Genomic DNA, 19643 nt, shown 5'->3' on the forward strand with positions numbered 1-19643 from the left:
GCACATCGGTGGCGGTGACCACCGCGCCCAGCCGGCGCGCCGTCGCGATCGCCTGCAGGCCGGCGACGCCAACGCCCATGATGAAGACCTTGGCGGCGGGCACGGTGCCGGCAGCCGTCATCATCATCGGCAGCGCGCGGTCGTATTCGGCGGCCGCGTCGATGACGGCCTGGTAGCCGGCGAGATTGGCTTGCGAGGACAGGACATCCATGACCTGGGCGCGGGTGATGCGCGGCATGAACTCCATGGCGAAGGCCGTGACGCCGGCCTTGGCAAGTCCCGCCACGGCGGCATCATTGCCATAGGGATCCATGATGGCGATGACGGCCGCGCCTTTTTTGTAACCCTTGAGCTCGGCTTCGCTCGGCCGGCGCACCTTGAGCACCACATCGGCCTTGCCGGCGTCGGACGCCTTGCCGATCGCCGCGCCGGCGGCGGCGAAATCCGCATCGAGGATGCGCGAGCCGAGCCCGGCGCCGGCCTCGACGATCACATCCAAGCCCAGCCCCGCCAGCCGCTTCACCGTCTCCGGCGAGGCGCCCACGCGCGGCTCGTTGGCGTCGGTCTCACGAGGTACGAAAACTGTTTGTCCCACCGCCTCAGTCCCTCCGGTTGGAACGATGCCCCTAATTCACCCGCTGTAACGGCCGGCGGCATCTCCTTTGCATCGGACCGGAAAATGAAAGTCGGTCCAGAGATCCGATGCGAAAACAAAAAATACTGGGAGCGGCGCTGCGCAAGCTTTCGGGCGCCTTGGTGCTCCGAGCGGAGTATCAGGTGATATGAGCCGGCACGTCGCGCAGCAGATAGCCGCCGACGGCGCAAATGATCAGGAAAAGCACCAGGGAAGAGAAGAAGCCGGCCGTGGTGAAGAAGCCGAAGGCCATGGCTATCAGCAGTGCTACACAGACGAGCGATCCATATTTCGTCAGCGAGATGAAAAGCGAGTAGGTCTTGCGATGCTCGTCGTAGTCCATCTGCGCACCTGTTTCGACCGGGCCGGTCGGCGTATGATCAGCCATTATCAATCCCTCGCAAAAGCTCTGACCGGCACATAGCGAAAAGCGAGGTCAAGGGCAATGCGCTATTGCCGCGCTCCCCTGCGACATGAGGGTGCGGCTTTTTCTGGGTTTGTCATGTGCGGTCCCGAGCACCGAACCTGGCAAGAGCCGGTCAATCAAGCCAACCAGCGCTTGCGGCGCTTGTAGTGCTTGACATCCCGGAACGACTTGCGCCCTTCCCCGCCGACGCCGAGATAGAACTCCTTCACGTCCTCGTTCTCGCGCAGCGCCGAAGCCTTCCCGTCGAGCACCACCCGGCCGGTCTCCAGTATGTAGCCATATTTGGCGTAGCGCAGCGCCACGTTGGTGTTCTGCTCGGCCAGCAGGAAGGAAACGCCTTGCTCCTCGTTGAGCTTCTTCACGATCTCGAAGATCTCCTCGACCAGCTGTGGCGCGAGCCCCATCGAGGGCTCGTCGAGCAGGATCATCTTTGGACGCGACATCAGCGCCCGCCCGATCGCCGTCATCTGCTGTTCTCCGCCCGAAGTATAGCCGGCCTGGCTTTGCCGGCGCACCTTGAGGCGAGGGAAATAGCTGTAGACGAGTTCCAGATCGTCTCGGATGGCGGCATTGCCGTCGCGCCGGGTAAAGGCGCCGGTGAGGAGATTGTCCTCGACGGAGAGATGACCGAAGCAGTGTCGCCCCTCCATGACCTGGATGCAGCCGCGCCGGACGAGTTCGTTCGGCGAGAGCGACTGCACCTCGTCGCCCTCGAAGACGATCGTGCCCTTGGTGACCTCGCCGCGTTCGGCCTGAAGCAGATTGGATATCGCCTTCAACGTCGTGGTCTTGCCCGCGCCATTGGCGCCCAGAAGCGCCGTGATTCCGCCTTTTGGCACGCTCAGCGACACGCCTTTAAGCACAAGAATGACGTGATCGTAGATCGCCTCGATATTGTTGACCGAGAGGATGGGTCCGGCTGGCGCCGCGACAGGGCGACTGGCATTGCTCATCACGACCTCTGACATTGAAGCCTTCTCCCCGTTTTGCAGGGAGAAGGCCGAAGGCTGGGCCTTAAGGCTTGCATTCTTCGTTGACCGGCCAGGGCTGGTTGGCGTCGGCGTATTCCTTGGCTTTGGTCGCGACCAACGCGTCGATGTCGGCACGATCGGCGGTAAGGAGCTCCGAGACCTTCACGAATTTCTTGCCGTCCCACTCCAGCATCCACGCGCCTGCATGGCCCGTATGGTTGGCGCAGGAAGTCGAAAAAGGCGGGATCATGCCTTCGGCGCCGAGTTCCTTGAGCTTGGACTCGTCGAGCTTCAGGTTCTCGAGGCCCCAGCGCAACTGCTCGGCGTTGACTACCTTCGTGTCGAAATGATCCTGCGCCGCCTTCACACCTTCGGCGAGCATCATCGAGATCAGCACGCCGCGTTGATAGAACACCGAGTCGAACTCGCCCTCGCCCGTGTTGATGAGAGACTTGCCGGCATCGACGACATATTTCTTGATGTCCTTCATCACCGGCGCATCGGAATTGGGCAGGCTCCAGGACACGGAGCGATAACCCTTGCCGGCGTCGCCCACCAGCTTGAGGTCGCCGTCATGGCCCGACCACCAGATGCCGACGAACTGGTTCATCGGATATTTGGTCTTCACGGCTTCGGTAATGGCGCCCGCATTCATCGCGCCCCAGCCCCACATCAGCACGAAATCCGGCCTTTCGCGCCGGATCTGCAACCACTGCGCCGACTGGTTCTGCATTTCCTTCAGTCCGACCGGGATCGGCAGCAATGTAAAGCCATGCTTGGCTGCCAGCGCCTCAAGCAACGGGATCGGCTCCTTGCCGTAGGGATGATCGAGATGGAGCAGGACGATCTTCTTGCCCTTCAGGTTGTCGAGATTGCCGCCCGAGATGTTGCCCAGGATCATCGAGGCGCCGTCCCAATAGGAGGAAGGCGGGTTGAATGCCCATTGGAAGGTCTTGCCGTCCTGCATGGCGGAAAAACCGTAGCCAGGCGCCAGCACCGGGATCTTGTCGACGTTGGACTTCGGAAGCACCTGCAGCGTGATGCCGGTAGACCAGGGCTGGGTAACGATCCCGCCCGCCGCCTTGGTCTTCTGATAACACTCGACGCCCTTCTCGGTGTTGTAGCCGGTCTCGCATTCATTGTAGTCGAGCATGACGCCGTTCGCGCCGCCGTCGCGCTCATTGAGCATCGTCATGTAGTCGCGCTGGCCGTTCATCAGCGGAATTCCCGTCGCCGCGAACGGTCCCGTCCGGTAGGAAAGGTTCGGCAGGTTCACCTTGTCCTGTGCCACGGCCGGCGCGCCGAATGCCGCAGCGATCAGCGCCGCCGCCGCAATCACTGTGCTGAGAGATGTCTTCATCCTAGTCTCCTCCACTGGTCCGTTTCTCCGTTGTGGAGCGGGCGAACCAACCCCGCTCTTGGGCGGCCCTCGCCCGTTTCCGTCAATGCGGAAATGGCCACATGATGAGCCTTTCCCTGATCACCGCCCAGAACCGCGCCAGCCCGTGCGGCTCGACGATCAGGAAGAAGATGATCAGCGCACCGATCGTCATGGTGTTGAGGTGTTCCGCCGTCGCGGCTGCAACTTGCAGGCCGAGTGCCCCCGGCACTGTGTTCAGGACCACCGGCAGCGCCACGATGAGGATTGCGCCGAGATAATTGCCGAGGATCGAGCCGAGACCGCCGATGATGGCGATGAAGAGAACGCGGAACGACAGCGGTATGTCGAAAAGATTCGGCTCCGCCGCGCCGCGCCAGAGAAAGACGAACAGCGCGCCCGCGACGCCCACGATGTAGGACGATACCGCGAAAGCCGAAAGCTTGGCCTTCATGAGATTGATGCCGACCAGTTCGGCGGCGATGTCCATGTCCCGGACCGACTTCCAGATGCGGCCGATGCGACCGCGCGTGATGTTGATGGCGGACCATGTGACGAGGGTCACGACACCGAGCACGAAATAGTACTGGGTAACCGCCTTGGCCTGCGGCCCGGCGACGGCCACGCCGAACATGTCGATGTTGGGCACCTGGATCGCGCCGGAAGAATTGTAGTTGTACAGCCAACCCCATTTCTCGAACAGCCAGACCAGGAAGAACTGGGCGGCGAGCGTAGCGATCGCGAGGTAGAAGCCCTTGATGCGCAGCGACGGCAGGCCGAAGGCGACGCCGACGGCCGCCGAGAAGAAGCCGGAGAACGCGATCGCGACCACGAGGTTGAGCTCGGGAAAGAGCGTCGTGATCTTGTAGCAGGCATAGGCTCCCACGCCCATGAACGCGCCGGTGCCGAGCGACAACTGGCCGGCATAGCCGGTGAGAATGTTAAGGCCCAGCGCCGCCAGCGAATAGATCAGCACCGGGATGAGCAACGCCCGGAAGGCGAACTCGTCGGCGGTAAGCGGAAAGACGACGAAGGCGAAGAGCAGGATGAAGGCAAGCAGCCAGGCGTCCTGCTTGAGCGGGAACAGCGCATGGTCGGCGCGGTAGGAAGTCTTGAACTGGCCTGCGGTGCGATAGAGCATTAGCTGTCGGCTCCTGAACGAAACGAAGGCAGCGACGGCATGCCAGGCGCGGCCCTCCCCTCCCCCTTGAGGGGAGGGTGGCCGCGAAGCGGTCGGGTGGGGTCGCCGATCAAGCGCTCGGCCGTTTCCCTTACCAGCTGCGCGACATGCCAAGCATTGGCTATCACGTCCGGCTCGTCGAAACGCAAGACCGCATAGCCTAGCGACCTCAGATAGCGATCGCGGTTTGCGTCGTGACTCAGACCTTTTTCCGTCTCATGCGTGTCCCCGTCCACCTCGACCACCAATCGGACGGCCAGGCAGACGAAATCGACGACATAGGGTCCGACCGGCGACTGGCGGCGAAACTTGAGCCCTTGAGGCTTCAACGCACGGAGTTCGTACCAGAGAAGCGTCTCGGCCTTTGTAGCCCTATGCCGAAGAGTGCGAGCTTTTTGACGCATCTCGTGACTGACGCGGGTCCGAACCATCTAGAGGGCACCTCGAAAATGGAAGACGTACCACGCGGCCGCGAGAACCCCACCCGGCCGCTTCGCGGCCACCCTCCCCTCAAGGGGGAGGGATACGCCGGCGACGTTCCTTCTCTTCTTCACCATCCCTCACACCCGCTCGATGATCCGCTCGCCGAACAGGCCCTGCGGCCGGAACAACAGCACCAGCAGCGCGAAGACGAAGGCGAACCATGTTTCCGTATTGCCCCCAAGCAGGGGCTGTCCCCAGTAGATTTCGAAGAGTTTTTCCAGGATGCCGATGGCGAGGCCGCCGACGATCGCACCGAGCACCGATTCCAGGCCACCCAGCATCAACACCGGCAGCGCCTTGAAGGCGATGACCTCCAGCGCGAAGGAGACGCCGGCCCGTGCGCCCCAGACGATGCCGGTGGCGAGCGCGATGATGCCGGAGATGAACCAGACCAGCACCCAGATGGTCGAAAGCGAGATGCCGACGGAGAGCGCCGCCTGATGGTCGTCGCCGAGCGCGCGGATGGCCCTGCCCATTTTGGACCGATTGAGGAAGACGAGCAGCCCGACGACCAGCAGGATCGCGCCCACCACCGCCGTCACGTCCTTCTGCTCGATCGAGACGAAGCCGCCGAACGGCTCGAACTCGAAGCTTCCGGTCGGTATCAGGAGTTTTTCGGTGATCATCACCTTGTTTTCTCCGCCGAAGATGATCTCGCCGAAGCCGACGAGGAACAAGGTGATGCCTATGGTGGCCATGAAGAGGATGATGTCGGGCTGGTTGACCAGCGGTCGCAGGACCACGCGCTCGATCGCAACAGCGAGGATAAACATCACCACGAGGGTCAGCGGCACCGCCAGCAGCGCCGGCACGCCTTTCTCGTGCAGCCCGACGAGGGTCAGGGCCGCGAACACCACCATGATGCCCTGCGCGAAATTGAAGATGCGCGAGGATTTGTAGATGAGCACGAAACCGAGCGCGATCAGCGCGTAGAGCACCCCGGACACCAGGCCCTCCCAGAGAACCTGTAGAAGAAAGTCCGGCGCCCCGAACATGTCGGCGAAGGGTTTCACCAGGATGGCGTTCACGAAATCCATGAGGTGCACCCGTCAGCCGGCGAGTTGCGGGAACAGGCCGAGGAGCCCGATGAGGATCAGATAGATCGCGACGATGTAATTGAGCAGCCTCGGCATGACGAGGATGAGCACACCGGCGATCAGCGCAACGAGCGGCCCGATGGTGATGGCGGAGATCGTCATTTCATGTCCTTTCAATGGGCGACGCCGAGATAGGCGTCGATGACCTGCCTGTTGGCCTTGACCGCCTCGGGAGGGCCGTCGGCGATCTTCTTGCCGTAGTCCAGAACGACCACGCGGTCGGACAGGTCCATGACCACGCCCATATCGTGCTCGATCAGGGCGATCGTGGTCCCCCGCTGCTGGTTCACGTCGATGATGAACCGGCTCATGTCCTCCTTTTCCTCGAGATTCATCCCCGCCATCGGCTCGTCGAGCAGAAGCAGCGAAGGCTCCATCGCCAATGCCCGGCCGAGCTCGACGCGCTTCTGCAAGCCGTAGGGAAGCTTGCCAACGGGCGTGCGCCTTATGTGCTGTATTTCCAGGAAGTCGATGATCTCCTCGACCTTCTCGCGATGCTCGATCTCTTCCCTGAGCGCCGGCCCATGCCACAGCATCTGCCAGAAGAGCCCGCGCTTCATCATCACCGAGCGGCCAGCCATGATGTTGTCGAGCGTCGTCATGCCCTTGAAGAGAGCCACGTTCTGGAAGGTCCGGGCTATGCCTTGCCTTACCGCGTGATGGGGTTTCATGCCCCGCCGCTCGACGCCCCGGAAGACGATGGTCCCCTTCTGCGGTGTGTAGAAACCGTTGATGACATTGAGCATGGACGTCTTGCCGGCGCCGTTCGGGCCGATGATGGCGCGGATCTCGCCCTTGCGCACGTCGAAAGAAATGTCGGTGACGGCTTTGACGCCGCCGAAGGAAAGAGAAACATTGCGGATGTCGAGCAGCACCTCGCCGCGCGGGATGCCATCGTCGGGTGCTGCGACCCGCAGCCTGTCCGGCACGGCGTTCATTGGGCTGCCTCCCGCGCGGGCTCGAGCCCATGCACCCGCGCTTCGATGATCTTCACCTTGGCCCGGATCTTGCCCTTGCGGCCATCCTCGAACGTCACCTCGGTCTCTACGTGTTTTTCCGCCGAGCCGTCATAGAGCGCCTCGATGAGATCGCCGTAGCGCTCGGCGATGAAGGCGCGCCGCACCTTCATCGTGCGGGTGAGCTCGCCATCGTCGGCATCGAGCTCCTTGTGCAGAACCAGGAATCGGCGGATCTGGCCGCCCGCCATCATCGGCTCCCTGGCGAGCCGCCGGTTCGTCTCGTCGACATGGCCGGCGACGATCCTGTAGACCTCGGGATGGCCGGCGAGCTCCTGATAAGAGGCGTAGGCGATGTTGTTGCGTTCGGCCCAGTTGCCCACGGCCTGCAGGTCGATATTGATGAAGGCGGCGGCGAAATCCCGGTCATCGCCGAAGGCCACCGCCTCCTTGATATTGGGAAAGAATTTCAGCGCGTTCTCGATGTATTTCGGCGCGAACAGAGCGCCCGAGCGCAGCTTGCCGACGTCCTTGGCACGGTCGATGATCCTGAGCTGCCCGTCCGCCTCGAAGAAACCGGCGTCCCCGGTCTTGACGTAGCCGTCCTCCGTCATGACCTCGGCGGTCTTGTCTTCCTGGCGATAGTAGCCGGCGAACATGCCGGGCGAGCGGAACTGCACCTCGCCCGCCTCCGAGATCCTGATATCGACATTGGGCGCCGCCGGTCCAACTGCGTCGGAACGCACCTCGCCGTCTTTCTGCACGGTCACGTAGAGGAAGGCTTCCGTCTGGCCGTAGAGCTGCTTCAGGTTGATACCGAGCGAACGGAAGAAGGAGAAGAGATCCTCGCCGATCGCCTCGCCCGCCGTATAGGCGATCCGGATCCGTGAGAGGCCGAGCACGTTCTTCAGCGGCCCATAGACGAACAGGTTGCCGAAGGCATAAACCAGCCGGGCGGAGAGTGGGACGGGACGTCCCTCCAAAATCGCCTCGCCGTGACGCCTCGCCACGCCGATGAAATATCCGAACATCTTGCGCATGAGCCAGCCGGCGTCTTCCATGCGGATGGTGACGCCGGTCAACAGGGATTCGAAGATGCGCGGCGGCGCGAAATAGAAGGTCGGTCCGATTTCGCGCAAGTCCTGTGGAACCGTCTCGTGGCTCTCCGGACAGTTCATGCAGAACCCGCTCACATATCCCTGCGCGTAGTTCAGATAATGATCGCCCACCCAGGCGAGCGGCAGATAGGCAAGCACGCTGTCCAGTTCCGTCAGCCGGTCGAACTCGACCGTATCGCGAGCTGCCTGCACCGCGGCTGCCGCCTTGACCACCACACCTTTCGACCGCCCCGTAGTGCCTGAGGTATAGAGCATGACCGAGACGTCGTCGCCGTTTGCGGCGCGGATTCCCTCCTCCCAGCGGCGCGCAGCGTCAGGATCGGCGCGCTCGATCGCGGCACCCTTCTCCTGCACTGCGGTAAAGGCGGTGAGCCGTCGCGGATCATAGTCGCGCAAGCCGCGCGGCTCGTCATAGATGACCTCTTCGAGCGCGGGGATCTTCGCGGCGAAGGACCGGATCTTGTCGACCTGCTCCTGATCCTGGACGATGGCGAAGCGGACCTGCGCATTGTCGAGCACATAGGCCATCTCCTCGGCCACGGCGTCGGCATAGACCGGAACGGGAATCGCGCCGAGGGATTGGGCCGCCGCGAAACTCCAATAAAGACGCGGGCGGTTGGCTCCGACGATCGCAACCTTGTCGCCGTGGCCAAGGCCGAGCGCCTGGAGGCCGAGCGCAAAGCGGCGGATCTCGACGAGCTGCTCGCTCCAGTTCCAGCTCTGCCAGATCCCGTAATCCTTGTGCCGCATCGCCGGACGAGCCGGGAACCGTGCCGCGTTGAACAGCAGGTATTTGGGGAACGTGTCGAGCTCGGCCATTCCTAGGTCCTCCCCGACAAGATCGGCGCGGGATTTGAATGTCGCCGCGCTGGATCTGTGAATGCTCTGCCGGACGCGATCGATCGCTCCAAGAACGGCTCCTCCCGATTCTGAGCGGCAGTTCCTCTTCTGCCGCTCCCACATCGGCCCGAAAATCGGAAAGCGCGATGCAGGCATCCAAAGCCGTCCGCCGATGCATCTCCCGAAATCAGGTCCGATTTTCGGAAAGCGCGATTCGTAGCTTTCAAGCTGCCAGAACGTCGTTGCGCATCCGAATGGACGTGCGGCGCGCTAGGCGGCGGCCTTTGTCATTGCAGCAAAACTACCCCCGATGGCGCGCACCGACAACACGGGCATTGACAGACAGGACCTGGGATTGTGTTATGCAATGGCGCTTGGTGTGCGCTCACCCAGCACCTTCCCGTTTGGCCCATTCAGCCTTCGTAGTCGGCAAGCCTGTCGAGCTCGAGCACCGTGATGCGCCCATGCTCTACCTGAAGCAAGCCTTCCTCCTCGAGCGCCTGCAGGCTGCGATTGGCGACCTGTCGGGAGACGCCGGCCAGCAGGCCGAGTTCCTCCTGGGTGATCTCGATATGTCCGCCTGCGCCTGGATAAAGCACGGGATTGAAGAGCCAGGAGAGATTGCGCGCCACCCGCGCCTTAGGATCCAGGATCCGGTCATATTCGATCGTGGCGATGAACTGTCCCATGCGCTCGTTGAGTTGCCGCACCAAGAAGCGGTTGAAGGCAGTCGAATTCTCATAGAGCCAGAAGAACGTTGCCTTGTTGAGCATGACGAAGCGCGTGTCGCGAATGGCGACGAGATCGTATTTGCGCGGTTCGTCCTTCAGAACGGAACCTTCGCCGAACCAGCCGCCGGGCCCGACGCCGGCGAAAGTCATGGCCTTGCCGCTGCGCGAAATGGCGCTGATCTTCACGAGCCCGGTGACGACACCAGTCCAGTAGTCCAGCCGATCGCCGCGATGGCAGATATAGCTGCCTTTCGGAAATTGCCGCTCCGTCATGCCCCGGCGCGCCCGCTCGATCTCGTCGGCGGAGAGTTCGCGGGCCCAGATGGCCGACCTCACGAGATCGCTTGCCATGCTCATGCTTTGCAGCACCATGCATCGCCTTCGTCGGCGTATCCGGCATTCTGACGGCAGCCAGGCCGACTTGCAATTGCTGCAGGCGAGATCGTGCGGAAAGGTCGCCTTCGCCCGGACAGCGACGTGCCAGCAGCCGTCGACACCGTCGTCAGGCAGCGTTGTTGAGAAACTTGGTGCTTGGCAGGATGGTCAGCGGTGCTCGATGGCCTTGGATAGGCTTCGTGAACAACATGCGTCTTTCCAAGGCCGACGAACGAAAAAAGGCGAAGCGCCGCGCCCCTTGGTCTGCGCATTCCGGATATTTGGATTCCCATAGATCGACCGGCCGGATGAGGCCGGGATAGGCCCGCGCTCGCACCAGCGGCTTGGCCAGGAACATGCGCCGGTAGAAGGCGGCATGGTCTTCCTTGACTGCCGTCAGGCAGGAGGTCGGCTCGAAGAAGTAGGTGGAGATGAGCGCAAGCCGCAATGTTATGTAGGGCAGCACTCTCAACGTGGCCGACCACTCGCCGTCGGAAGCAAAGCGGCTCGGGTCGATGAAGCTCTCTCCGGCGGCGAGCCGCGGCTCGAGCACATCGCCGAAGACCTTGACGCTCGGCGATTTCGGAAATTCCGGCGTGACATGGGACAGGCGTACCGTGCTGACGAGATGTCCATCGTAATAGACGCCATAAAGATACGCATTGGGCTGGCCGTCGAACTCGTCTACGACGACTCGCGAGGCATCGGATGCGATCATGCCACCCTTGAGATAGGAATTGTAGCGAAGGCGATAGATATCCTCCATGTCCTCGCCGTCCTCGCAGAGGCGGTACTCGATGTTGTCCATCACCCTCAGCACGCTGAGCGCGAACGCGTTCATCCCGGGATCGTCGGCAATCCCGCCGCCAACACCTTTTGATTGTTCCATCGCCAGATTGGACTTCATGTGCCGCCTCCGCATCCTACCGGAACGGTAGACCAGCACTTAAATAAACGTAAAGTGGAAACTTCTATTGGCGTGATTTACTAAATATTAACCTTAACGGTAAGTTCCAGGTACAGCTTCCCGCCAAGTGTGAGCTGGCCGGACGCATCGCTGACTTACTGCCTGGATGTAAGCCTTTCCGTCCGGATGTCCTTCACGAAGGGCCAGACGGTCGTCGACATGGTTTCGATGCCGGACGCCGAAAGCGCCGACCCGAAAAGGAAGCCCTGTACGAGATCCGGCTTTACGGTGAGGGCCAGGACCTTGAACTGCTCGAAAGTCTCCACGCCTTCCACCGTAACCTGGAGACCGAGCGGCCGGGACAGGTTGACCACCCCTTTCAGAAGCTCGAGCGACCGCTCGTTCTGGGTCACGTCGATCAGGAAGCTGCGATCGATCTTGATCTTGTCGAGCGGCAGCTTGTGCAAATAGCTGAGACTGGAATACCCGGTGCCGAAATCATCCAATGCGATACGCACGCCGAGGGTCTTCATCTCCTCGATCAGCTCCCGTGTCAGGGATTTATCGTCGAGAAGAGCAGTTTCCGTGACCTCGATTTCGAGGCGATGCGATGCCAGTCCCGATTCGGCGAGCGCGTTGCGAACCTTGTCGACGATGTCGCGATTGCGAAAATCCTTGGCCGACAGGTTTATCGCGACGTTGATAGGCTCCGGCCACTTGGCGCATTCCTTCGTGGCGGCGGAAAGCATGAACGCGCTGATCTCCGAAACGATGCCCATCTCCTCTGCCAGCGGAATGAAGATCGCAGGTGAGATCGGACCGAGGTCGGGGTGATCCCACCGGCAAAGCGCCTCGCAGCAGGCGATGCGCATCGACGCCATGTCCACAATCGGCTGATAGACCACCCTGAGCGCTTTTGCCCCGATGGCATTGCGCAGGTCGGCCTTGAGCAGTTGCTTGTTGCGGAAGGCCTCGTCCATCGTGGTTTCGAACAGCCGCCAGCCATTCTTCCCCAGTTCCTTCACCGTATAGAGCGCAAGGTCGGCCTTTACCGTCATGGCATCGACATCGGTGTCCTCTACCCGCGACAGAACCGCGCCAGCGCTCGCCTGGATTCGCAGGGAGTGTCCGGCGACGTCCACTTCGCCCTGCAACCCGGCGAAGATCTCATCGAGGAGCTGCGCCATATGCGCGTCATCCTCTATCCTGTCGAAATAGATCATGAACTCGTCGCCGCCGAAGCGGGAAACCTCGACCCCACTGCGCTTGAAGGCGCCAAGCCGCTCTGCCGCGGCATAGATCAGGCCGTCCCCCACCGGATGGCCGAGTGTGTCGTTGACGCTCTTGAAATCGTCGAGATCGAAGACGGCGAGGCCGCAGAGTCGGTTCCGGTCACCCGAAGCCATGTACTCGCTCACGAGTTCGTGCAGATAGGCTCGGTTCGGCAGGCCGGTGAGATTGTCGAAGCGGGCCATCGTACGGATCTTCTCCTCCGACTGGGCACGCTGGGTAACGTCCTCGAACGTAATTACGCTGAGTTCGTCACGCCCCTCACGGGTCGAGAATTCGAAGTGCCGGCCATCCGCGAAGGGCACCATAACCTTGCGGTCGCGCCCCTCCCGTAGCGACCTCGTGAGCTGGCTGACGGCATAGCGGCACTCGCGCATGTCAAGCACGCCTGCGGCGACACCGCGCATAAGCAGGGCTTCGATGGTGCGTCCCATCACCGCTTCGGGCGAAGACATCGCCATGAGGTGCGCGGCCTCGGCATTCGCCACGACCACACGGCCGTTGTTGTCGAGCATCACCAAGCCGTGCGGCATGGTGTTCAGCGCGCGGTCGAAACGCTGGGCGATCTGGCGTGCCTGCTTGTGGCCGATCACCGCCGAGAAGAGCACTTGGCGGATCTGGTCGGCCGTGCTCTTGATGATGAAGTAATAAGGGATCGCCGTAAGCCCGAGCAACACATGGGCGACATCGCCGCGCAGGACCAGGCCGATTGCGAAAGGTGCCAGGAAGGCGGCGGAGAAGATGGCCACCATGCGGCTGGAACCGTAGTTGCGCCCGGCGACGGTGACGATCGACCCGAATAGCGCGCATGCCGCCGCGATCGCCACGAACTCGATGGGCGCGACCGTCAGCGCCACCAGTCCGAACAGCCCGATGACGAAAGCCTGGACCGTGCCACGAAGGATATACTCTCGCTCCCACCGGGAGGCCTCCTCCCGCGTGGTCAGAGGCGTGGCACGACGAAATTTCCGCATTCCCGCGAAGCGCCAGACACCCACCGCGAGAAGGGTCACGGCAAGCCAGACATAGACGACGTATCCGCTGGTCCAATAACCCATGAAGGCGAGCAGCGCATGGATGGCGGCGCCGACCAGCACAGTGTACGCACTGTTGAACAACGAGCGTACGAACTGGATGTAAACGTCGTCGGGGATGTGGTTCTCGGTTGTTTTGCCCATCACCAGCGGCCTAGCCCAGCCTCCGGTTTGCCACAATCACATTAATAAAAGTTTAGTCGTCGCATACTTGGCAGAAGCCGGATTCCCTGGGTTATTCGGCCGCTTGCAGCATGGCGGCCGCCTCTCGTCCGGCCAGTCGCTCGCGCAACCGCGCCCTCTCTCCTTCCGCCTTGGCGGCGCTGGCTTCCTTGACATGGCCGTAGCCGCGGATGAGCGCAGGCACCGAGGCAAGGGCAGCCGCCGCCTCTATCCGCTCAGGCGACATGACACGCAAAATAAGGTCGAGATCCGTCTCGTAGTCGGCAAGGACACGCCGTTCCAGCCGTCGCTCGGGGGTGCGGCCGAACAGGTCGAACGGTGTCCCCCGCAGTCCCTTGATGGCGGCGAGCAACCTGAACCCTGTCATCATCCATGGCCCGAAGCTCGATTTTCGCGGCTTGCCATCGGCGCCCCGCCGTCCGAGCGCTGGCGGCGCCAGATGGAATTCCAACCTGTCATATGACTGAAACTGGCTTGCGAGCTGCCGGCGGAACGAACCATCCGTGTAGAGGCGCGCGACCTCATACTCGTCCTTGATCGCCATCAGCTTGAAGAGGTTGCGGGCGACGGCTTCGGTGACCACGATGGAGCCGGGCGCCGCCTTCTCCTCGGCGATGCGGATGGCTGCGACATGGTCGGCATAGCGCTGGGCGTAAGCGGCGTTCTGGTAGGCGGTAAGGAAATCGACGCGTCGGGCGACGACCTCGTCGAGCGTCCGCGACGTGTCGGGGACGCTTGCACCCGGCGTTTGCGGAGCGACTAGGCGGCGGACCAACTCCGGTTCGAACCCTGCCCGCCTCCCCCATCGGAAGGCAGCGACGTTCATGCCCACCGCCTGCCCGTTCAACGTTATCGCTTTCTCGATGGCTTCGGCCGAGACAGGCAGACCCCCAAGCTGGTAGGCAAATCCCAGCATGAACATGTTGGCGCCGAGCGAATTGCCGAAAAGGGCCGCGGCCGTGCGTGTGGCATCGAAGAAATGGGCCCTGTCGCCGGCAGCCGAACGGATCGCCTTTTTCAGCCGTTCGCTGGGAAGCGAGAAATCGGCCGACCGTGCGAAATCGCCGGGCATTACCTCGGCGGTGTTGGCGACGAAGATCGTATGCCCCTCGCGTACCGACGCCAGCACTTTCCTTGCGCCGGAGACGACCAGGTCGCATCCCAGGACCAGGTCGGCCTTGCCGGCGGACACGCGGATCGCATTTATGTCCTCCGGCGTTCTTGCGATGCGCACATGAGTGAACACCGCCCCGCCCTTCTGGGCAAGTCCGGCCATGTCGATCATGCCGCAGCCCTTACCCTCCAGATGGGCCGCCATGCCGAGGATCGCCCCCACGGTGACGACGCCGGTGCCACCGACGCCGTCGATGATCGAGGCCCAGCCATCCCCGTCGAGCGGAAACAGGACAGGTTCCGGCACGCCCTCGAGCGGATCGGATGCGCCGGCGAGGCCTTCGGCCTTGCGCAGCTTGGCGCCATGCACGGTGACGAAGGACGGACAAAAGCCGTTGACGCAGGAAAAGTCCTTGTTGCAGCTCGACTGGTCGATCCGCCTCTTGCGGCCGAACTCGGTCTCGACTGGCTGCACCGATACGCAGTTCGACTGGACCCCGCAATCGCCGCAGCCCTCGCAGACCAGTTCGTTGATGATGACGCGCCTGTCGGGGTCGGGATAGGTGCCGCGCTTGCGGCGACGGCGCTTCTCGGCCGCGCAGGTCTGGTCGTAGAGCAGGACGGAGACGCCCTTCACTTCGCGCAAGTCACGCTGGACGAGGTCGAGTTCGTCGCGATGATGGATTGTCGTGCCTGCCGGGAACTCCGCGACGCCGGCATATTTGCCGGGTTCGTCGGAGACCACCGCAATGCGGGAAACACCTTCGGCGCGCACCTGCCGCGCGATCATGTCGACGGAGAGATTGCCTTCGAGCGGCTGGCCGCCGGTCATGGCGACGGCGTCGTTATAGAGGATCTTGTACGTGATATTGGCGTTGGCGGCGAGCGCGAAACGCAGCGCCAGCACACCCGAATGGTCGTAGGTGCCGTCGCCCAGGTTTTGGAACATATGCTCGCGCCTGGAGAACGGCGCCTGGCCGATCCATTGAGCGCCCTCTCCCCCCATCGCCGTGAAACCCACGGTCTGGCGATCCATCCAGAGTGCCATGAAATGGCAACCGATGCCGCCCCCGGCGATCGAGCCCTCCGGCACCTTTGTGGAGGAGTTGTGGGGACACCCCGAGCAGAAATAGGGGGTGCGCGCGGCGACGTCCTTTGTTTCGGCCAGCATCGCCTGGAACTGGCGCAGCTTGGCGACCCGCGCCGCGATATCCTCGGCCGGCCCGATCACCTTGAGCACCCGCTCGCCGATGGCGACGGCGATGTCGTTGGGATCGAGCGCTCCCTTGGCGGGGAACAGCCAATCGCCCCGTTCGTCCTTCTTGCCGACGATCTGCGGCTGCATGACCGTTCCGTAGAGATGCTCACGAAGCTGCGTCTCGATCAGCGAACGCTTCTCCTCGACGACGATCACCATATCGAGGCCCTGCACGAAGTCCCGGACATGTTCCAGATCGAGCGGCCAGGGACAACCGACCTTGAACAGACGCACGCCGATCTCGTTGGCGCGGGCTTCGTCGATGCCGATGTCCTCCAGCGCCTGGCGCACGTCGAGATAGCTCTTGCCCACCGTCACGATGCCGAGCCGGGCTTGCGATCCGCCGGAATAGACGATGCGGTTGAGCCCGTTGACGCGGATGAAGGCGGCCGCGGCGGCGCGCTTGTATTCGTGGAGCCGCGCCTCCTGCCCGATCTGGTCGAGTTCGTGACGGATATTGAGCCCGCCGGGGGGCATGTCGAATTCCGGTAGCACGATTTTCAGCCGGTCGAGCGAGACATCCACCGACGCCGTCGATTCGATGTTGTCCTTGACGCATTTGATCGCCGCCCAGGTGCCGGCGAAACGCGACATGGCGAAACCATAAAGCCCGTAATCGATCAGTTCCTGCACGCCGGCCGGATTGAGGATCGGAATCATCGTGTCGACGAAGAGGAATTCCGTCGCATGCGCGTTTGTGGAGGATTCGGCCGTATGGTCGTCGCCCATCAGGGCCAGGACGCCGCCATGCCTGGAAGAGCCGGCCAGATTGGCATGCCGGAACACGTCGCCCGAACGGTCGACACCCGGTCCCTTGCCGTACCAGACGGAGAACACACCGTCATGCTTGCCTTCGCCCAGGAGCTCGGTCTGCTGTGTGCCCCAGCAGGCCGTCGCGGCAAGCTCTTCATTGAGCCCCGGTTGGAAAACGATATTCGACGCGGCGAGCTGTTTCTTTGCCTTCCACAATTGCTGGTCGAGGCCGCCGAGCGGAGAACCGCGATAGCCCGAGACGAAGCCGGCCGTGTCGAGCCCGGCCCGCCGGTCGCGTTCGCGCTGCATCAGAAGCATGCGGATCACAGCCTGGGCGCCGGAGAGAAAGATGCGCTCCTTGGACAGGTCGAACTTGTCGTCCAGGGCGACGTCGTGAAGCGTCATCACCTTCTCCTTTGCGGAAGCCGTGCCGATTCGCCGGAACGGCCAACGTCGGGTAGTGACCGGGTTTAGACTATTTCCTGCGTCGTTTGAACTGCTCGCCGATCACAGGTTTGGGTCGGAGCAAGGGACAAACAGGCAGATCGGCCGAACCGCGGCCGCAAGCTCTGCATCCTCGCCGGCAGGTCAGGGGGAATCGCGGGGCGTGGATTTACCGAAGCGATTTAACTCATCCCGGACCCGCCTAAGCAGGGCAACGTCGCGCCGCGTCCGCCCGCTTGCCGGCGGGGTTGCCGGCAAGCTCGGGATTGGGCGTATAGGCCGGCCCGACCACCAACGGCGCGTCTGGCAGCCGGCTTTGGTCTTCCGACGAGGTGATGGTGGTCTTCAAGGTCTGCAACGTCGCGCCGTCGTTTCCTTCGATGGCGATCGTCACCGCATACGGCTTGTCCTTGGCCACACAATACAGTGGCGGGCTTTCGATCGTGACCTTGTCGAGTTTTGGCCAGATCTTCTGGCGCACGACGATCGCCCCGCCATCCGCAGGATCCTCGAATGTCGCAACCGCAGTCTGGCCTTCATGAATCGGCTGCAAGGGCTTCAACGTCACAAGATAGGTCGCCTCGGCCATGCGATAGTTGAAGACGAAAAGTTTACCTGAGATCTCGAAGAATTCGTCCTCTCCGCCGATCTCACGGCAAGCGGCAAGTGCGAGCAGCACGGCAACCGTGCGCGCAACCTTATTCATGACGACGCTCCTCCCCAGTCGCGCGACGGCGGCGATAATGCCGTTTGGCTTTCTGACGGTTGCCGCACACCGCCATGTCGCACCACAGCCGGCTGCCGTTGCGGCTTCTGTCCATGAACAGCCAGCGGCAGTTCGGGCATACGCGCAGCCGACCGGCACGCTCGCCCGAGAGCAGGGACAGCGCCGAGACGGCGAGTGCCGCCTCGAAGGCAACGCCTTGCCCTGGTCCTTCGAACGGGCCGGCGCCGCCGATCCCGTCATGGCCGTCGAGCCCCTCGGCGCAGGCCCGCAACAGGCGCGGCAGCGCGCCCGGGCCGGGCCGTCCATCCGCCACCATGGAGCGGAACAGGCTGTCGATGGCCTCGCGCATTTCAATCACCAGCGGATGGATCGCCTCCGCGTCGGAAACGGACAGACGGCGCTCCGCGAGTTCGCCCGAGCGATGACGGCTGGCGGCGGCAGCGAAGCGCACGATCTCCGAAGGGTCCTCGAGACGATCGAAGCCGCGCGGATCGCCGCGCAGCACGACGGTGTTGGCGGTGTCCAGCGCCAGCACGCCTCCCGCAAACCTGTGTTGCGTCCAGTGAACCGTCATACCGTCAGACTAACCTTCAAAATCAATTTGACAAGTTAGAACAAGCGGCCCAACGTCCGGAGAAAATGGAAGGCCGGTCTTGCTCTATCTCTTCCAGCAGATCCTGAACGGGCTTCATATGAGCGCGCTCTACGCGCTCCTGGCCTTCGGTTATGCGCTGACAAACGGGGTCGTCCGTCGCACCAATCTCGCCTACGGCGCGCTGTTCGCCTTTTCCGGACAGACGATGATTCTTGTGGCCGTGTTCGGCTGGCATGTGCTCTGGCTGACCTTGCCGGCAACCGTGGCGCTGGGCATCCTCGCCGCCTTCGCCTACGCCGCCCTCGTCGGCGCCATCCTGGCGCGCAGCGTCTTTGCACGGCTTGCGATACGCACGCCCAATGCCATCGTCGTGGCGACGCACGGGGTCGCGCTTATGCTGATGGAGATCGGCCGCATCGCCTCCGAGACGCGCGATTTCTGGCTGCCGCCCCTTCTGGCTTGGCCGGTCGTCTTTGCTTCGCAAGGCGACTTCCGTGCCACGTTGACCGTCATGCAGCTCATCAATGTTGGAGCTATACTGCTTGTTCTGATATCAGCCACGATTGCGCTCGAGCGCTCGCGTTTCGGTCAGCGCTGGCGGGCGGTATGCGACGACCCGAAAGCCGCGGCCATGTGCGGGGTCGACGTGCCGGCGGTGTTCAGGCATGCGGTCCTGGCCGGCGGCCTCGCAGCTGCGCTAGCGGGCATCCTCACCGCGCTCCATTTCGGTAACGTCAGCTTCGGCACAGGGCTCGTGTTCGGGCTCAAGATCCTCTTCGTCACCGCGGTCGGAGGCTATGACTCGCCACCGCGCGCGGCGGCCGGTGCCGCCATCTTCGGCATGGCCGAGACCCTGTGGTCGGGCTATTTCCCGATCGAATGGCGCGATGCCGCCGTCTTTCTGGGCCTGGTCGCCCTGCTCGTCCTGCGCCCTGGACACGAGGAAACGCGTGTAGCCCAGCCCTGATTTCCTGGAATCAGCACGACGAATAGTTGTCTCCCAAGAGATCACAACCATGACGACCAGACGTTACGTCATGCGAGACCATCGTCGTATTCCCACTATCTTTTCCCTTGCCCCTGATCCTGTTATCCACCTGCTCGCCGCCACCTCGTGTATATTGTCACGGGGCTTCGGCGGGATAGGCA

Annotated in this window: 16 protein-coding genes and 1 pseudogene; 1 reads left to right on the plus strand and 16 read right to left on the minus strand. The window is 62.6% G+C overall.

All coding sequences use genetic code 11. The annotated features are described in order from the left end of the window. From ACCO56_RS30470 to ACCO56_RS30545, 16 genes and pseudogenes are all read right to left on the minus strand, one after another. Window positions 1-595, minus strand: a pseudogene (locus tag ACCO56_RS30470) (Re/Si-specific NAD(P)(+) transhydrogenase subunit alpha); the annotation flags it as partial. A 178-nt stretch (window positions 596-773) separates the two neighbouring features. After that, the gene (locus ACCO56_RS30475) at window positions 774-1022 is read right to left on the minus strand and encodes an aa3-type cytochrome c oxidase subunit IV (RefSeq protein ID WP_433644713.1); all 249 of its coding nucleotides are present in this window, start codon (window positions 1020-1022) and stop codon (window positions 774-776) included. A gap of 155 nt (window positions 1023-1177) precedes the next feature. Next, window positions 1178-2014 (minus strand): ABC transporter ATP-binding protein, encoded by an 837-nt coding sequence (locus ACCO56_RS30480; protein WP_433644796.1) that lies wholly within the window; start codon window positions 2012-2014, stop codon window positions 1178-1180. Window positions 2015-2075: 61 nt separating this feature from the next. After that, window positions 2076-3392 (minus strand): ABC transporter substrate-binding protein, encoded by a 1317-nt coding sequence (locus tag ACCO56_RS30485; RefSeq protein WP_433644714.1) that lies wholly within the window; start codon window positions 3390-3392, stop codon window positions 2076-2078. An 82-nt stretch (window positions 3393-3474) separates the two neighbouring features. Next, window positions 3475-4551 (minus strand): branched-chain amino acid ABC transporter permease, encoded by a 1077-nt coding sequence (locus ACCO56_RS30490; RefSeq protein WP_433644715.1) that lies wholly within the window; start codon window positions 4549-4551, stop codon window positions 3475-3477. Then, complete coding sequence (locus tag ACCO56_RS30495; RefSeq protein WP_433644716.1) at window positions 4551-5021, minus strand: endonuclease domain-containing protein; 471 nt, start codon at window positions 5019-5021, stop codon at window positions 4551-4553. The genes ACCO56_RS30490 and ACCO56_RS30495 overlap by 1 nt, the downstream gene beginning before the upstream one ends. Before the next feature lie 129 nt (window positions 5022-5150). Beyond that, window positions 5151-6110 carry a branched-chain amino acid ABC transporter permease gene (locus ACCO56_RS30500; RefSeq protein ID WP_433644717.1) on the minus strand — a complete coding sequence of 320 codons (960 nt, stop codon included), beginning with the start codon at window positions 6108-6110 and terminating at the stop codon, window positions 5151-5153. A gap of 12 nt (window positions 6111-6122) precedes the next feature. After that, window positions 6123-6272 carry a DUF3096 domain-containing protein gene (locus ACCO56_RS30505; RefSeq protein ID WP_433644718.1) on the minus strand — a complete coding sequence of 50 codons (150 nt, stop codon included), beginning with the start codon at window positions 6270-6272 and terminating at the stop codon, window positions 6123-6125. An 11-nt stretch (window positions 6273-6283) separates the two neighbouring features. Further along, window positions 6284-7108 carry an ABC transporter ATP-binding protein gene (locus tag ACCO56_RS30510; protein WP_433644719.1) on the minus strand — a complete coding sequence of 275 codons (825 nt, stop codon included), beginning with the start codon at window positions 7106-7108 and terminating at the stop codon, window positions 6284-6286. After that, the gene (locus tag ACCO56_RS30515) at window positions 7105-9063 is read right to left on the minus strand and encodes an AMP-binding protein (protein ID WP_433644720.1); all 1959 of its coding nucleotides are present in this window, start codon (window positions 9061-9063) and stop codon (window positions 7105-7107) included. Before ACCO56_RS30515 ends, ACCO56_RS30510 begins: the two co-directional genes overlap by 4 nt. Before the next feature lie 434 nt (window positions 9064-9497). After that, window positions 9498-10172 carry a Crp/Fnr family transcriptional regulator gene (locus ACCO56_RS30520; RefSeq protein ID WP_433644797.1) on the minus strand — a complete coding sequence of 225 codons (675 nt, stop codon included), beginning with the start codon at window positions 10170-10172 and terminating at the stop codon, window positions 9498-9500. 145 nt (window positions 10173-10317) lie between these two features. Beyond that, a complete protein-coding gene (locus ACCO56_RS30525; protein ID WP_433644721.1) occupies window positions 10318-11097 on the minus strand; it encodes an N-acyl amino acid synthase FeeM domain-containing protein in 780 nt (259 codons plus the stop codon). Between the two features lie 155 nt (window positions 11098-11252). Beyond that, window positions 11253-13565: a putative bifunctional diguanylate cyclase/phosphodiesterase gene (locus tag ACCO56_RS30530; protein WP_433644722.1), complete on the minus strand. Its 2313-nt coding sequence runs from the start codon at window positions 13563-13565 to the stop codon at window positions 11253-11255. Between the two features lie 91 nt (window positions 13566-13656). After that, on the minus strand, window positions 13657-17133 hold the full coding sequence (locus tag ACCO56_RS30535; RefSeq protein ID WP_433644723.1) for an indolepyruvate ferredoxin oxidoreductase family protein: 3477 nt from the start codon (window positions 17131-17133) through the stop codon (window positions 13657-13659). Window positions 17134-17374: 241 nt separating this feature from the next. After that, window positions 17375-17878, minus strand: coding sequence for a hypothetical protein (locus tag ACCO56_RS30540; RefSeq protein ID WP_433644724.1), 504 nt, complete (start codon window positions 17876-17878; stop codon window positions 17375-17377). Further along, window positions 17871-18473: a CGNR zinc finger domain-containing protein gene (locus ACCO56_RS30545; protein WP_433644725.1), complete on the minus strand. Its 603-nt coding sequence runs from the start codon at window positions 18471-18473 to the stop codon at window positions 17871-17873. The genes ACCO56_RS30540 and ACCO56_RS30545 overlap by 8 nt, the downstream gene beginning before the upstream one ends. A gap of 79 nt (window positions 18474-18552) precedes the next feature. On the opposite strand from ACCO56_RS30545, the gene ACCO56_RS30550 reads away from it, so the two are divergent. Continuing rightward, window positions 18553-19461, plus strand: a complete 909-nt coding sequence (locus tag ACCO56_RS30550) for a branched-chain amino acid ABC transporter permease (protein ID WP_433644726.1) — start codon at window positions 18553-18555, stop codon at window positions 19459-19461. Window positions 19462-19643 lie beyond the last annotated feature (182 nt).

The sequence above is a fragment of the Mesorhizobium sp. 1B3 genome, assembly GCF_050958605.1.
GTDB lineage: Bacteria > Pseudomonadota > Alphaproteobacteria > Rhizobiales > Rhizobiaceae.

Bases quoted from the DNA above. Each gene is read 5' to 3' on its own strand.
- ACCO56_RS30475 (WP_433644713.1), bottom strand. From the start codon at position 1,022: ATGGCTGATCATACGCCGACCGGCCCGGTCGAAACAGGTGCGCAGATG.
- ACCO56_RS30480 (WP_433644796.1), bottom strand. From the start codon at position 2,014: ATGAGCAATGCCAGTCGCCCTGTCGCGGCGCCAGCCGGACCCATCCTC.
- ACCO56_RS30485 (WP_433644714.1), bottom strand. From the start codon at position 3,392: ATGAAGACATCTCTCAGCACAGTGATTGCGGCGGCGGCGCTGATCGCT.
- ACCO56_RS30490 (WP_433644715.1), bottom strand. From the start codon at position 4,551: ATGCTCTATCGCACCGCAGGCCAGTTCAAGACTTCCTACCGCGCCGAC.
- ACCO56_RS30495 (WP_433644716.1), bottom strand. From the start codon at position 5,021: ATGGTTCGGACCCGCGTCAGTCACGAGATGCGTCAAAAAGCTCGCACT.
- ACCO56_RS30500 (WP_433644717.1), bottom strand. From the start codon at position 6,110: ATGGATTTCGTGAACGCCATCCTGGTGAAACCCTTCGCCGACATGTTC.
- ACCO56_RS30505 (WP_433644718.1), bottom strand. From the start codon at position 6,272: ATGACGATCTCCGCCATCACCATCGGGCCGCTCGTTGCGCTGATCGCC.
- ACCO56_RS30510 (WP_433644719.1), bottom strand. From the start codon at position 7,108: ATGAACGCCGTGCCGGACAGGCTGCGGGTCGCAGCACCCGACGATGGC.
- ACCO56_RS30515 (WP_433644720.1), bottom strand. From the start codon at position 9,063: ATGGCCGAGCTCGACACGTTCCCCAAATACCTGCTGTTCAACGCGGCA.
- ACCO56_RS30520 (WP_433644797.1), bottom strand. From the start codon at position 10,172: ATGAGCATGGCAAGCGATCTCGTGAGGTCGGCCATCTGGGCCCGCGAA.
- ACCO56_RS30525 (WP_433644721.1), bottom strand. From the start codon at position 11,097: ATGAAGTCCAATCTGGCGATGGAACAATCAAAAGGTGTTGGCGGCGGG.
- ACCO56_RS30530 (WP_433644722.1), bottom strand. From the start codon at position 13,565: ATGGGCAAAACAACCGAGAACCACATCCCCGACGACGTTTACATCCAG.
- ACCO56_RS30535 (WP_433644723.1), bottom strand. From the start codon at position 17,133: ATGACGCTTCACGACGTCGCCCTGGACGACAAGTTCGACCTGTCCAAG.
- ACCO56_RS30540 (WP_433644724.1), bottom strand. From the start codon at position 17,878: ATGAATAAGGTTGCGCGCACGGTTGCCGTGCTGCTCGCACTTGCCGCT.
- ACCO56_RS30545 (WP_433644725.1), bottom strand. From the start codon at position 18,473: ATGACGGTTCACTGGACGCAACACAGGTTTGCGGGAGGCGTGCTGGCG.